Here is a 13,382-nt window from a genome sequence, read left to right as displayed (position 1 = left end):
GCCGTCCACTCGGCAATGCCCGCAGGAGACAAGCGATGAGCGACTCGCCCTCTAACACGATTACCCTGACGGTGCCCGGCATGGGCAGCGACCACTGTGCCGGTATCGTGCGCAAGACACTGGAACGCCTCGACGGCGTCGGCGAGATCCAGACCAACATCGCCAACCACCATGTCAGCGTGTCCATCGAAACAGGCGGGCCCGACGGTGGCACCGTGAAGGAAGCCGTTGAGGGGGCCGGGTATGACGTGGCCGCCGTCAGTGGAGGGATCGGCAAGCAACAGGTTCGCCTGACGGTGCCGGGCATGGGCTCGGACCACTGCGCTGGTATCATCCGCAGCACCCTAGAGCGGCTCAAAGGTATCGAATCGATCGACACCAATATCGCCAGCCACCGTGTGTCGGTGACCGTGACCAGGAATGGCCCCGATGGTGACGCACTCAAGCGCGCCGTGGAAGGAGCCGGCTACGACGTGGCCGCCGTGCAGGCCGACGAGGCGGACGACGCCGACAGCGACGCCGAGATCGAGGAGGCCTACCTTTCTCAGGCCCGCATGCGGCTGATCATCGCCGCGGTACCCACCACCCTGATCATGCTGCTGATGATACCGCACATGTTCTGGCAGCCGATTCCGGGGTATCTCGCCATTATCGCCGTACTGGCCTTCCCGGTGGTGTTCCTCTATGGCGGTATCGCCACCCACAAGTCGACCTGGCGCTCGCTGAAGAACGGCACCTTCAACATGGATGTGCTGATCTCCATGGGCAGCCTGCCGCCCTATCTGATCGGCCTGGTCGGCTTCGTCTATCCCATGACCTCGTTCATCGAGATGGCCGCCACCATCATGACCTTCCACCTGCTGGGGCGTTACCTGGAGGCCTTGGCCAAGGGACGTGCCTCCCAGGCCATCCGCCGCCTGATGACCCTGGGCGCCAAGACGGCACGCGTCGAGCGCGATGGCGAGGAGGTCGAGGTGCCGGTAAAGGAGCTGGCCCCGGGCGACATCATGATCGTGCGTCCCGGCGACAAGATCCCCACCGACGGCGAGGTGGTCGAGGGCGAGAGCCACCTCGACGAGTCCATCGCCACCGGCGAGTCGATACCGGTCTACAAGAGCAGCGGGGACAGCGTGATCGGTGCCACCATCAACAAGGAGGGACGCTTGCGGATCAAGGCGACCCGTGTCGGCGGCGATACCTTTCTCTCCCAGGTGGTGCGCCTGATCGACCAGGCGCAGGGCTCGCGCGTGCCGATCCAGGAATTTGCCGATCGCATGACCGGCCGCTTCGTGCCGGCAGTACTGGCCATTGCCCTGGCGAGCCTGATTGTCTGGGCGCTGTTTCCTGATGCTCTGCGGCCGATCCTCGACTGGGGCGCCACCTTCCTGCCCTGGGTGAACCCCGAGGCCGCCACGCCGGTGCTGGCGATACTGGCCGCGGTGGCCGTGCTGGTCATCGCCTGCCCCTGCGCGCTGGGCTTGGCCACCCCCACGGCGCTGATGGTGGGCTCCGGCATCGGTGCCGAGCGCGGCATCCTGATCCGCTCCGGCGAGGCGATCCAGACCTTTAAGGACGTCAAGGTGATGGTGCTCGACAAGACCGGCACCATTACCCGTGGCGAGCCCAAACTCACCGAGGCCGTCGCCGCAGAGGGCGTTGACGAAAACCGCCTGCTTACCCTGGCGGCGAGCGTCGAGAACGCCCCGGAGCACCCCATCGCCCGGGCCATCGTCGACGGCGCCCGGGAGCGCGACGTGAAACCCGGCGAGGTCAGCGAGTTCCGCTCCACGGGGGCGCGCGGTGTTTCTGGCAAGGTGGGCGATGAAACCGTGCTGATCGGCAATCGCCGCCTGCTCGAAGAGGAAGGCGTGACCGGCCTCGAGGCCCTGGACGACGCCATGGGCAAGCTCGAGGGCAAGGGCCGCACCGTGGTGATCGTCGCCGCCGATGGTCAGGCCCTGGGGCTGGTCGCCGTGGCCGATACCCTCAAGCAGGAGTCGGTCGAGGCCATCCGTGGCATGCACGAGCTGGGCCTGCATGTGGTGATGATCACCGGCGACAACGAACGCGCCGCCCGCGCCGTGGCCGATGAGGTGGGCATCGACGAGGTCCAGGCCGGCGTGCTGCCAGAAGGCAAGGTCGATGCCATCCGTGCCCTGCAGGAGAAGCACGGCAACCACGTGGCCATGGTCGGCGACGGCATCAACGACGCCGCGGCACTGAAACAGGCCAACGTGGGCATCGCCATCGGCGCCGGGGCCGACGTGGCCATCGAGGCGGCCGACGTGACCCTGGTGCGCGGCGAGCTCACCGCGGTGGTGGACGCCATGCACCTCTCTCGCGCCACCTTCGGCAAGATCGTCCAGAACCTGATCTGGGCCAGCGCCTATAACGTGGCGGCTATCCCCATCGCCGCCATCGGCCTGTTGCACCCGATGATCGGCGTCATCGCCATGACCACCAGTTCCCTCTCGGTGATCGGCAACTCGTTGCTGCTCAAGCGGCGTTATGCCCGCAAGCAACCCCGCCATGAGCAATCAACTGCTGCCCCAACGGCCCAGCCCCAAGCCCAAGGAGACCGCTCATGACACGGCCAGAGTCCACCAAGCCCCCCTCAGGAACGCCCGAGTCACAGGAGGCGCCGTCACCACATGCCGGGGCCCTCCATAAAGGGATGATGACCGCCTGCCTGGTATTGATGGGAGGTGCCGTGCTGCTTGTCATGTGGCTCGGCCCCCCCGTCGGCGCCGGCATCTGGCTGCTGCTCCTGCCGATGGGGCTTTGCCTGGGCATGCACCTGTTCATGCATCGCCACGGTCAGCACCGCGATGAGTGAACAGCCCTGCCCGCGCCTCTCATCGTGACACTCTCAGGGAAAGTTGCCCTAGGTCAGTGCAACGCCGGGGACAAGGAGGCAAGCTAAGGGCCTGGCTCAAGGGAGTTCACCATGCGGACATTATCCTCACAGCGCACGGGAGGCCGCCTACTGGCCCTCCTGCTCGCGCTGCTGTTTGCGATGGTCACGCTGTCGAGCCACGGCGCCATGGAGAGCCCTCAGGTCGATTGTGGTATCGCAGCCGAATGGATATCGGTTGATGGCCATTTGGGTGAAGGCCATAACATCGAGCACGACCATGAGGCCTCTTCCTGCGTCACCTGCTTTACCACCACGGTCCAGGCGCAGCTGCCCGTGGTGGGTCCGCAACGCCAGGCCATCACACTGGCCATGGCCGTGCTCCCCCAGTTCCCACTACCCCCCAGACGCCCTCCCAGAGCCTGATCGAACGCCAACGGTATCGCCGTCGGATCGCGACACCCACTCGCATCAACGTTACGTTCATCAGGAGTTCATCATGATTATCCGTTTCCCATCGGCCGCAATGGCGCGCCAGGCATCCCTGCTTTCCACCCGTTCCCCCAACGGGAAGCCCCTGCTCCTCTGCTGGCTCATAGCTGCCGGGCTGGCCCTCTCCACGACACCGACGCTCGCCGCCTCCCTTCCCGCGGGGGAGGTCGTTACCGCCAACGAGCATGGCGCTTCCCTCACGCGTATCAACCTGACAAGCGGTGAGACCACTACCCGATCCATCGGCATCACGCCCCACAACGTCCAGGTCAGCGCGACCGGCCGCTACCTGATGGCCGTGGGGGAAGCAGTATCCGACGACCATGGTCATGGCAACGGCGGCGGGCATGCCCACGGTGATGCCCCCGGGCAGCTCAAGCTCTACCAGGCCAATGGGACGCTCGGCGCTCCTGTGGCCAGCATCGACGTAGGCCGCCACCCAGCCCATGTGGTCAGTGACTTGGAAGGTCGATTCGCCTTCGCCACCAATGCCGGAGGGGACAGCGTCTCGGTCGTCGACCTGGAGGCCAGGGAGAGCGTGGCCAGCATCGCTACCGGAGAGTATCCCCACGGCCTGCGCCTGAGCCCCGACGGCCGAGAGCTCTATGTGGCCAACGTGCTGGACGGCAGCGTCTCGGTGATCGATGTCGCGGCGCGGGATGAGGTCGCTCGCCTGCGGGTGGGTCAGGCACCCGTCCAGGTGGGCTTCACCCCGGATGGGGCTCGGGCCTTCGTCTCACTGCGCGACGAGAATCGCGTGGCCGTCATCGACACCGCCAGCCGTGAAGTCATCGAGCGTATCGAGGTCGGCCGGATGCCGATCCAGGTACATGCCACCGTGGATGGCCGTTTCATGCTGGTGGCCAATGAGGGCAGTGAAGCCGAACCCGACAACCGGGTCTCGGTCATCGCGCTTGATAGCCTGTCGGTCGTGGCCACCCATGAAGTCGGTCCCGGGGCCCATGGCATCAGTGTCGACGACACCGGCCGCTTTGCCTTCATCACCAGCCTGTATGACGACAGCCTCTCGGTCATCGACCTGGACGCCGGCACCGTCATCAGCCGCCATGACACCGGCCCAGGTCCCAATGGCGTGACCTGGGTAGGCCAGTAAGGAGCCACCACCATGACGGCACAATGCGACTCTTCATACATTGACGTGATGCTGGGCGGCAGGAAAGAACGCCGCGCGTAGGGCACACCGTGGGAGCGCTCTTTAGATCGCGAAAGGAGGCCGGAGGCCTCCCCGGCCTTAGGCACTCAGCCGGGGAGGCCTCTCGGCACCATTCGTACCATGAATTTCGCTCCTATTAAGGAACTGTCGGTGTCTTCATGCCGAAATGCGATGATCCCAAGCAAAAGCGCTACATGCAGCTCCGTTGCTCAGCGGACCAAGCGTAGCTTCATGCAGCGCTCACCCGCAGGCTAGCCTTGCGCATGAGTAAAAATGCCATTCAATGGCAGCTCCAAGGTTCCTTTTGGGCATTGTCCTTCACGTTCTGGTCGACAAACCGGTAATGCTCTTCCTTGAAGCGGGTCCACCAATCATGGCTGATTTCGACAGCATATTTATCCAGGATTTCTTCAACACAGTCGAGACAGAGGCGCGAGGCATCATAGGCCAGATGAAGCTTTCGTTTCTTGTCATCGAAGGAAACATTGTCGATCCCGTAGAGCTCATCAATATCCGCTACTGCCGCGTGGACTGCATTCAGGTCTCTGGAATCAAGCTTTAAGTGCCGGTTAACCAAAGTAGTTTCAGAGACTCCCAAGCGGTGCACTCGACGTTGTTTCATGGCAACCTCCGTAAAGTGCAATATCGATAAGGCTTTTCCAATCTTATCGCCATGTCTCCCATGGCAGTGGCATATCTCAATGCCCCGATGAAGCAACCAAGGTTTGCTGGCGGCGATACGCCGTGATAATCAGCAGCGCGCCTGCTGCCAGCATCGGTAATGTCAGTAACTGACCCATGGTCAGCCAGCCGAAGGCGATGAAGCCCAGCTGAGGACCGGGCAAGCGCACGAACTCGACGGTGAAACGGAAGGCGCCGTACAGAAGCAGGAACAACCCCGATATCAAGCCTTGCTGCTGCGGCCGCCGCGACAGCCACCACAGCACGGCAAACAGCACCACGCCTTCCAAAGCAAACTCATAGAGCGCTGATGGGTGGCGCGGCTCAGGTCCCACTCCCATCATGGGAGGGAAGACCATCGCCCAGGGAACATCACTGATCTTCCCCGGCAGCTCATGATTGATGAAATTGCCAAGTCGCCCGGCACCCAGGCCGATCGGCACCAGCGGGGCGATGAAATCGGTCAGCTGAAAGAAGGCCAAGCGGTGACGGCGAGCAAACAGCCACGCCGCTATCAGCACACCGGCAAGCCCGCCATGGAAACTCATGCCGCCTTCCCAGACCTTGAATAGCCACAGGGGATTGGCCAGGAGTTGCTCGAACCCATAGAAAAGCGCATAGCCCAGGCGGCCACCGACAACGACCCCCAAGGCACCATAGAAAATCAGGTCGCCGATATCATCGTCGGTCAGGCCAAGACGAGGCGCGCGACGCCGACCCAGCCACCATGCAGCCGTCAGCCCTACCACATACATCAGGCCGTACCAATGGAGCTGTATCGGTCCAAAGGAAAATGCCACGGGATCGATCTGTGGATATGGAATCATGGCGTTCTCCTCGTGGCTCCGGGTTGCCGAAGTTGGACGGTGTTCTGCTTAGGTTGGCACCAAAGACTCAAGGTCATGGCTGGTGTCAGTCTCGGCTCGCTAACTGAACTCATCCTGAATCTAGCCTGACCGGCGGTTGATCGCGGTCAAATGATTATGGAAAAGCAGGCTCAATCGAGAACGCCACCTTTCGGTGGCGTTGGTATCGAAAACACAATGAAGGTCAGAACATTAGCCGGACGCCGGCCACCACGCCGGTATCTTCCGTGGCATCACCGCTGGCGCGAGCGAGATCGGCGGTGTCGCCGTACTGCTTCTCCCAATAGCCACCCACGTAGGGTGCGAACCGCCGGGTTACCTGATAGCCCAGGCGCATACCGACACGCACGGAGTTGAGCCCCTCGCCGACGCCGAACGCCTCGACCTCGCTGGCAGCGACGGCAATTTCGGTACGTGGCTGCAAATAGAGGCGTTGCGTCAGGCGCAGGTCGTACTCGCCCTCGACGCTCGCCGAGACGTCTCCCTCATCACTGACCTGTAGGGCCAGGTCGGTCTCGATGCCATAGGGCATGACCCCTTGCAGGCCCACCACGCCGTAGGTTCGCTCGGCATGGTCATCCGAAAATACCCCACCCTGGTAGCCGATGCCGCCCTGCAGTTCCCAGAAGTCGGCGACGAGCCGGCTATAGAGCAACTCCAGCGACTCGAACTCGGCATCCTCGCCGTCGCCTTGCACGTTGTCGCCCTCGGACTTGAGGTAGACCCGGTTGACGTCACCGCCGTACCAGGCCTCGAAGTCCCAGACCAGCGCCTCGTCCCCCTTGTTGGGCACGGCGTACTCGAGTCGGTCGAACAGCGCCATGGCCATGTTGTGCTCGACCATGGGGGAGGGCCAGTCGTCCGGGGCCTCATAGCCGTCTTCCGCCTGAGCGACGGAAAGCGTCAGCATGGTCAGCACGGCGCCGGCGGCGGTCATGGGGATGTTGATAGTCATGCCTTCTCCTTACGAAACCTTGACGACCCGGAACATGCCGGCATCCATGTGATAGAGCAGGTGACAGTGGAACGCCCAGCTGCCTTCCGCGTCGGCGGTGATCAGTGCCGAGACGCGCTCACCGGGCTTGACGTTCAGGGTGTGCTTGCGGGGGATCAGCTCGCCCTGGCCGTTTTCCAGCTCCATCCACATGCCGTGGAGGTGGATGGGGTGCTCCATCATGGTGTCGTTGACCAGGATCAGGCGCAGTCGCTCGTCCTTGTCGAAGTGAAGGGGACCCGTCACCTCGCTGAATTTCTTGCCGTCGAAGGACCACATGTAGCGTTCCATATTGCCGGTGAGGTGCAACTCCAGCTCCCGTCCCGGTTCTCGTCGGTCCGTCCAGGGCGTAAAGGCCTTGAGGTCGCGATAGACCAGCGTCCGGCGCGCGTCGGGATCGATGCCGATACCGGCCTGGTCGTAGCGAGAGCCCGGCTGCGCCGCCCCCGCTGCCAGCATGCCGCTGGCTTTCATTCCGTTACGCTCATCCGACATACCCCCCAGGCTGGAGTGATCCATGCTCTGCATGTTGGCGTGGTCCATGCTCTCCATATCGGAATGATCCATGCCCTGCATGTTGGCGTGGTCCATGCTCTCCATGTCGGAATGATCCATGCCCGCCATGCCATGAGCCCCCATGGCCTCCATGCCACGATCGGCGATCTGGCGGCGCTCGGGAATTTCAGCGGCCATGCCCTCGCGGGGCGCCAGGGTGGCGCGCGCATAGCCGCTGCGGTCCATGGACTCGGCGAAGAGGGTGTAGGCGGTATTGTCCTCGGGCATGACCAGAACGTCATAGGTCTCGGCCACTGCGATGCGGAACTCATCGACCGGAACCGGTTGCACCGGCTGGCCGTCGGCGGCCACCACGGTCATATTCAGTCCGGGGATGCGCACGTCGAAGTAGGACATGGCCGAGCCGTTGATCACCCGCAGGCGAACCCGCTCACCGGCCTTGAACAGCGCCGTCCAGTTCTCCTCGGGCGAGTGGCCATTGAGCAGATAGGTATAGGTGCTGCCGGTGACGTCGGCGATATCCCGCGAGCTCATGCGCATTTTCGCCCACATGCCGCGCATCTCGGCCGTCGCGGCAAATCCCTTCTCGCGCACGTCGGCGAAGAAGTCGGCGATGGTTCGCTCCTGGAAGTTGTAGTAGCCCTCGGCGGTCTTTAGGTTGCGGAAGACCGACATGGGGTCCTCGAAGGTCCAGTCGGTGAGCAGCAAGACGTGCTCACGGTCGTAGCGGAAAGGCTCGCGCTCGGCCGCATCGATGATCAGCGGCCCGGCATGACCGAGCTGCTCCTGCAGACCGGAGTGGCTGTGATACCAGTAGGTGCCGTTCTGGCGCACCGGGAAACGGTAGGTGAAGGTCTCGCCCGGGGCGATGCCGGCGAAGCTCAATCCCGGCACCCCGTCCATGCCTGGCGGAAGGATCAATCCATGCCAGTGGATGGAGGTGGGCTCGTCGAGCAGGTTGGTGACGCGCAGTACCGCATCCTGGCCTTCCTTGAGACGAATCAGCGGCCCCGGGCTGGACCCGTTGATACTGATCGGATGGGTTTGCTGGCCCGCGACCGGCAGCGACTCACGACGGATGGCCAGTGCCACCTCGGGGCCTTCCTCGACCCCCTTGGCATAGGCGTTGGTCCGGCCCCAGGGATTGGCCCAGCTGGGACGCAAGCCAAGCGCTGCCGCCGATCCCAGGCCCAGTGCCGCACCGCCTTTCAGGATCTGGCGGCGTGACAGCGGGTGCGTGATGACGCTGGAACTTGCCATGTGTAACTCCCGTCGATGTCTGAACGCAGCATCTTGACGGGTTAAGCTGAATCACAGCTGAATAGGTGTCATCACATCAAGCGCTCCTTGAGGGGAATCGTCAGCTCGACTCTCAAGCCACCCAGAGGACCGATGTCGAACCTCACCTGCCCTGAATACCGAGGCATGAGTTGTGTCAGGATCGACAAACCCAGTCCGTATCCGGGCTGGCGCTCGTCGAGGCGCATGCCTCGCTGGCCAAGGCCAGACAGATCTTTCTCTGCAACTCCTGGCCCATCGTCCTCGACACTGATCCTGAGCGCTCCATCCACCGCCACTTTGCAGACCACCTCGCGGGCCGCCCATTTCCCCGCATTGTCGAGCACGATGCCGAGCATCTCGGAGAGATCTTGGGACTCGACCGGGACGCGTTGGTCACTGTCTTCCGGCAGGAGCAGATGAAATCGCTTGTCTGGATACATTCCCCGAAACATCTCGATCAGCCGCGTGCCGTCACGGTGAAGGAGGGAGAGCCGTCCGGCATTGGGACCGGCGATACGCGACCCCCTGAGTTCGACATCGAGCTGGGCGTGAATCTCTTCGAGGCGCTGCACCAACTTCTTGCGACGAACCTCATCGATGGGACGCGAGCCTCGCAGCACTTGGGTGACTGCCGCGAGCGGCGTCTTGAGCGCGTGCGACAGGTTCGCCACCGATTCGCGGGAGCGTTGCAGGCGACTGTCGATCTCATCCATGAAGCGGTTGAGCTGCATTACCAGGCCATCGAGCTCGGCAGGCACGTCGAGAGACAGCCGCTCGCGCTCACCGTCCTGGAGTTGCCCCAGCTGATCGCGGAGCCGGGAAAGCGGGACCAGTCCACGGTTGACCGCCAGCAGGTTCAAGGTCACAAGCAGCACCAGAAGCCCGGCAGCGATACCGGCGACCCACCAGTGAAGTTGCTGCAGCCCCGCTTCCACTTGGGAAAAATCCTCACCCACCAGCAATACACCGGCTTCCCCATCTCGCGTGAAACGGCGCCGGTAGACGAGCAGATGTCGTTCATCCTCCTTTACTTCGATGAGAGCATCGTCTGCCTCATCGAGCAGGGGCGCCAGGATCTCCTGCCAGCGGTCATCCGATGCCGAGGTAATCCCACTCAGCTGTAGCACGTAGAGATGGTGGAAAATCTGATAGCTCCGACTCGCCGAGTCCAAAGTCATGGGAATAGCGAGGCGATCCTGCTGCAACTGCTCGATCGCATGATCGGCTTCACGCTCAAGGCGCTCCCCGAGGAAATCACGGGCCAGATCCTGCAACAGGATGCCATGCAGGAGCCACGTCGCCACCGCCACCAGCAGGGCAATGCCGGATAGCCAGGCCAGCAACCGGAAGCGCAGGCTGCGTCGGTCAATGCGAAACGAAGACATACCCTTGCCCGCGCCGCGTTTGGATAATCGGCTTGCCAAGACGGCGCCGCAGCCGACCGATATAGACCTCCACCAGGTTCGGCGCTGCCGCATCTTGTTCCAGGGCATAGAGCTGATCGATCAGCTTCTCCTTCGAGTGGACGCGATCGGGATGATGCATGAAGTAGCGCAGCAGTCGAAATTCGGTACCTGTCAGCGGTTGCCAAGAACCCCCATCGATGCGGACGCACTGGTTGGCTTCATCGAGGCTGACCCCATTGAGCAACAGTTCCTGCGACATGCTGCCGGAGCGGCGACGCAGCAGTGCCTTGAGTCGTGCGAGAAGCTCACCCTCGTGGAAGGGTTTGGTGAGATAGTCGTCCGCGCCGCCTTCCAGGCCGACGACCTTGTCTTCCCAGGTGTCGCGGGCGGTGAGGATCAGCACAGGGAGATCTTGCCCTTCCTTGCGCCACTGAGACAGCAACGCGAGGCCGGAACCGTCTGGCAATCCGAGATCGAGGATCGCCAGCACATAGTGTTCTGTCGCCATCAGCGACTTGGCCGCCTTCAAGGAAGTGGCCAGGTCGACGCGGTAACCGTTGTCCTTCAGGCTCTCGGCCAGGCTCTCCGCGAGCAGGTCGTCATCTTCGAGCAGCAACAATTTCATGCGGGAGCATCATCCCTGAAGATCGATATTCCCTGACATGCCGGCTTCATAGTGACCCGGGATGTTGCAGGCGTACTCCAGCTCACCGACGTTCTCGGGGGCGGTCCAGACGAGCTCGGCGGTCTCCCCGGGCGCGATGGTGATCGCCGGCATGCTACCGCCATGCTTACCTTCGGCCATGTCATGCCCGCCATGATTGCCATGTCCACCATCACCGTGGTCGCCACTCATTTCCTGCATCATCTTGCGATGCGCTTCCTGCGCCTCTGCATCACCGATGACGAATTCATGCTCGAGATTACCGGTGTTGGCGATCTCGAACTTGATGGTCTCGCCAGGCGTAATGTCGAGACGCTCGGGATCGAACCACATGTCGCCTGCCTCGAAGCGAATGGTGCGATCGATGTCGGCGTCGCTCACCGTAGCGTGGGAGCCGCCGTGCTCACCGGCAGCGAAGGCCGTCGTGGTGGTCAGGCCCAGTGCCAAGGCCAGCAGTGTCTTGCGCATCTTGTTACCTCTCGAGTGGGATCTGGGGGAAGCTCGTTTATACCGTACGAACCTGAAACGAGACTGAACCCGGGGCCGCAGGGTTGCAAAGAGGAAAATCCGTCTTGACCATGGGGCAACCCATAGGTTGTAAGCTTATAATTGAAGCTAGCCCCGCCTTCTCCAAGCAGGGAAGGCGACTTCTCTACCATCAGCAAGATGAGGGGAAATACCATGGTTAAGCACAAGCAGTTTCTCGCCTTAGCGCTAGCCGCCAGCATGGGGGTCGCCGCCAGCGGCGCCGTTTCTGCTCAAGGTATGCAGCAGGGCCAGGGCATGCAGGGCGGCATGGGCCACGGCATGATGGGCGGCGGCCAGGGCGGCATGGGTTCCGGCATGATGATGGGCGGCCAGAGCGGCATGAACTCCGGCATGATGATGGGCGGACAAGGCGGAATGATGCCCTGCCCCATGATGTCTGGCATGGGCGGCATGTCTGGCATGGCCGGAATGCTCGACGAAGAACAGCAGAACTCTCTGCGCGAGATGCGCCAGGAGCACCGCACCTCCCACTTCGAACGCATGGCCGAAATGATGAATCTGCGTGACGACATGATGCTGCTGATGCAGGCGGAGCGTCCGGATCCGGAGGAAGTGAAGGCTCTCCATGGTCAAATGGCCACCCTGCACGGCGAGATGATGGCGGACAAGGTGCGTATGCATAATCAGATGCAGGACCTTTTGACCGACGAGCAGCGCGAACAAATGAAGCAGGGCGCCTCTTCTCGCAAAAGCCAGCAATGACCCTTGGTGCCCGCCGCCTGGCGGGCACCTCTCGTCCATCACGCTCTCACTTGCGCTGGATCAATGCGGCGACTTGCATGACTGACTCAGAATGACGCAAGGACGACGAGGCAATCATCATGACCACTCAGGCCACACCGCTACATCGCACACGAGCAGGACGCCTTTTGGCGTTGATGCTCGCGCTGCTGTTGTCGGTGACCAGCCTGGCCGGCCATGCGGCCATGGACGCCTGCGCTTCCGATTGCACGACGGCTCAGGTTGATATGGTGGATAACACCGACCACGAGTGCAGCGCCTGTACGACCTTGACCGCTACTCGCGCCATCGCCCCTGTGAGCCTCGACACGTTGGCCGACGCCTCCCGTCCGGCCGTGGTCGAATACATTCCCCTACCGCCCCGGCAACCTCCTAGACCCTGACGGCGCATCCGCTAACTCGGTGATGCTGGCAACCGCCCGCCACCGAAATTTCCGCGTTTTCGTCAGGAGTCTCACCATGATGACCACCGACTGCTTCGCCCTGATGGGTTGGATGGGCTGGCTGATGCCGCTCGCCGTCCTGCTGCTGCTGGGCCTCGGTATCTCCGCCCTCGTCAAATACCTGCTTACTTCCCGTCACCCCCAGGAGGATCGCTCATGAATCGCCATACCACTTCCTTGTTGCTCGCCGGCGCTCTGATGTTCGGCGCCGCGACGGCCCAGGCCGCCATGCCGAACGAGGCCACCCTGTATAAGAATCCCCAGTGCGGCTGCTGCGATGGCTATGCCAGGCATCTCGAGGAGATGGGCATCGCGGTTACCGCCATCGATGATGCCGATCTCGGCCAGATCAAGGAAGCTTCCGGCCTCCCCTATGGACTCGGCTCCTGCCACACCATCGAGATGGGCGAGTACGTGATCGAGGGTCATGTGCCGCTGGCGGCGGTGGAGAAATTGTTCGAAGAGCTGCCAGCCATCGATGGCATCGGTCTGGCCGGTATGCCCATCGGCACACCCGGTATGCCCGGTCCCCAGCAGGCGCCCTACGAGGTCTACCAGTTCACCGACCGACAAGAGGCAACCTTCATGACCCTTTGAAGGCACATTTAACCCACCGCCAACAGATGTCGCCCCGGCCGCTATCGGGGCGATTCGAACTTTGATTTCTTCTTGGCACTATAAGCATGGGCTGAGCAAGGGCAATATCTGCCGCTTTTTGTCG

The 13,382-nt window shown here is 62.5% G+C and carries 15 protein-coding genes; 8 read left to right on the top strand and 7 right to left on the bottom strand.

Annotated elements, in window-relative coordinates:
• Window positions 1-35: 35 nt before the first annotated feature.
• From BM341_RS17860 to BM341_RS17850, 4 genes are all read left to right on the top strand, one after another.
• Window positions 36-2,588, top strand: coding sequence for a heavy metal translocating P-type ATPase (locus BM341_RS17860; RefSeq protein ID WP_245784327.1), 2,553 nt, complete (start codon window positions 36-38; stop codon window positions 2,586-2,588).
• On the top strand, window positions 2,585-2,836 hold the full coding sequence (locus BM341_RS17855; protein ID WP_089797498.1) for a hypothetical protein: 252 nt from the start codon (window positions 2,585-2,587) through the stop codon (window positions 2,834-2,836). Before BM341_RS17860 ends, BM341_RS17855 begins: the two co-directional genes overlap by 4 nt.
• A 111-nt stretch (window positions 2,837-2,947) precedes the next feature.
• A complete protein-coding gene (locus BM341_RS19300) occupies window positions 2,948-3,280 on the top strand; it encodes a hypothetical protein (protein ID WP_175507906.1) in 333 nt (110 codons plus the stop codon).
• A 73-nt stretch (window positions 3,281-3,353) separates the two neighbouring features.
• Window positions 3,354-4,460, top strand: coding sequence for a YncE family protein (locus BM341_RS17850; protein WP_175507905.1), 1,107 nt, complete (start codon window positions 3,354-3,356; stop codon window positions 4,458-4,460).
• Between the two features lie 340 nt (window positions 4,461-4,800).
• Here BM341_RS17850 and BM341_RS17845 read toward each other — a convergent pair whose 3' ends face one another.
• The 7 genes from BM341_RS17845 to BM341_RS17815 all read right to left on the bottom strand — a co-directional run bounded on the left by BM341_RS17845 (window position 4,801) and on the right by BM341_RS17815 (window position 11,396).
• Window positions 4,801-5,142, bottom strand: coding sequence for a hypothetical protein (locus BM341_RS17845; protein WP_089797495.1), 342 nt, complete (start codon window positions 5,140-5,142; stop codon window positions 4,801-4,803).
• Between the two features lie 76 nt (window positions 5,143-5,218).
• The gene (gene lgt / locus BM341_RS17840; RefSeq protein ID WP_089797493.1) at window positions 5,219-6,028 is read right to left on the bottom strand and encodes a prolipoprotein diacylglyceryl transferase; all 810 of its coding nucleotides are present in this window, start codon (window positions 6,026-6,028) and stop codon (window positions 5,219-5,221) included.
• A 223-nt stretch (window positions 6,029-6,251) separates the two neighbouring features.
• Window positions 6,252-7,022 (bottom strand): copper resistance protein B, encoded by a 771-nt coding sequence (locus tag BM341_RS17835; RefSeq protein ID WP_245784326.1) that lies wholly within the window; start codon window positions 7,020-7,022, stop codon window positions 6,252-6,254.
• A 9-nt stretch (window positions 7,023-7,031) separates the two neighbouring features.
• Window positions 7,032-8,837 carry a copper resistance system multicopper oxidase gene (locus BM341_RS17830; protein ID WP_089797492.1) on the bottom strand — a complete coding sequence of 602 codons (1,806 nt, stop codon included), beginning with the start codon at window positions 8,835-8,837 and terminating at the stop codon, window positions 7,032-7,034.
• Window positions 8,838-8,908: 71 nt separating this feature from the next.
• Window positions 8,909-10,243: a sensor histidine kinase gene (locus BM341_RS17825; RefSeq protein ID WP_089797491.1), complete on the bottom strand. Its 1,335-nt coding sequence runs from the start codon at window positions 10,241-10,243 to the stop codon at window positions 8,909-8,911.
• Complete coding sequence (locus BM341_RS17820; RefSeq protein ID WP_089797490.1) at window positions 10,224-10,889, bottom strand: response regulator transcription factor; 666 nt, start codon at window positions 10,887-10,889, stop codon at window positions 10,224-10,226. Before BM341_RS17820 ends, BM341_RS17825 begins: the two co-directional genes overlap by 20 nt.
• 9 nt (window positions 10,890-10,898) lie before the next feature.
• Window positions 10,899-11,396 (bottom strand): cupredoxin domain-containing protein, encoded by a 498-nt coding sequence (locus BM341_RS17815; protein WP_089797488.1) that lies wholly within the window; start codon window positions 11,394-11,396, stop codon window positions 10,899-10,901.
• 213 nt (window positions 11,397-11,609) lie between these two features.
• On the opposite strand from BM341_RS17815, the gene BM341_RS17810 reads away from it, so the two are divergent.
• The 4 genes from BM341_RS17810 to BM341_RS17800 all read left to right on the top strand — a co-directional run bounded on the left by BM341_RS17810 (window position 11,610) and on the right by BM341_RS17800 (window position 13,258).
• The gene (locus tag BM341_RS17810) at window positions 11,610-12,179 is read left to right on the top strand and encodes a Spy/CpxP family protein refolding chaperone (protein ID WP_089797486.1); all 570 of its coding nucleotides are present in this window, start codon (window positions 11,610-11,612) and stop codon (window positions 12,177-12,179) included.
• A 119-nt stretch (window positions 12,180-12,298) separates the two neighbouring features.
• Window positions 12,299-12,601, top strand: coding sequence for a hypothetical protein (locus BM341_RS17805; RefSeq protein WP_139233036.1), 303 nt, complete (start codon window positions 12,299-12,301; stop codon window positions 12,599-12,601).
• A gap of 76 nt (window positions 12,602-12,677) precedes the next feature.
• Window positions 12,678-12,821 carry a hypothetical protein gene (locus tag BM341_RS19295; protein WP_175507904.1) on the top strand — a complete coding sequence of 48 codons (144 nt, stop codon included), beginning with the start codon at window positions 12,678-12,680 and terminating at the stop codon, window positions 12,819-12,821.
• A complete protein-coding gene (locus BM341_RS17800) occupies window positions 12,818-13,258 on the top strand; it encodes a DUF411 domain-containing protein (RefSeq protein WP_089797482.1) in 441 nt (146 codons plus the stop codon). The genes BM341_RS19295 and BM341_RS17800 overlap by 4 nt, the downstream gene beginning before the upstream one ends.
• The last annotated feature ends 124 nt before the right edge of the window (window positions 13,259-13,382 follow it).

Source organism: Halomonas korlensis (assembly GCF_900116705.1).
GTDB classification, from domain to species: Bacteria; Pseudomonadota; Gammaproteobacteria; order Pseudomonadales; family Halomonadaceae; genus Halomonas; species Halomonas korlensis.
The sequence above is the reverse complement of the archived record's forward strand: the minus strand, read 5'-3'. Positions and strand labels throughout refer to the sequence as shown.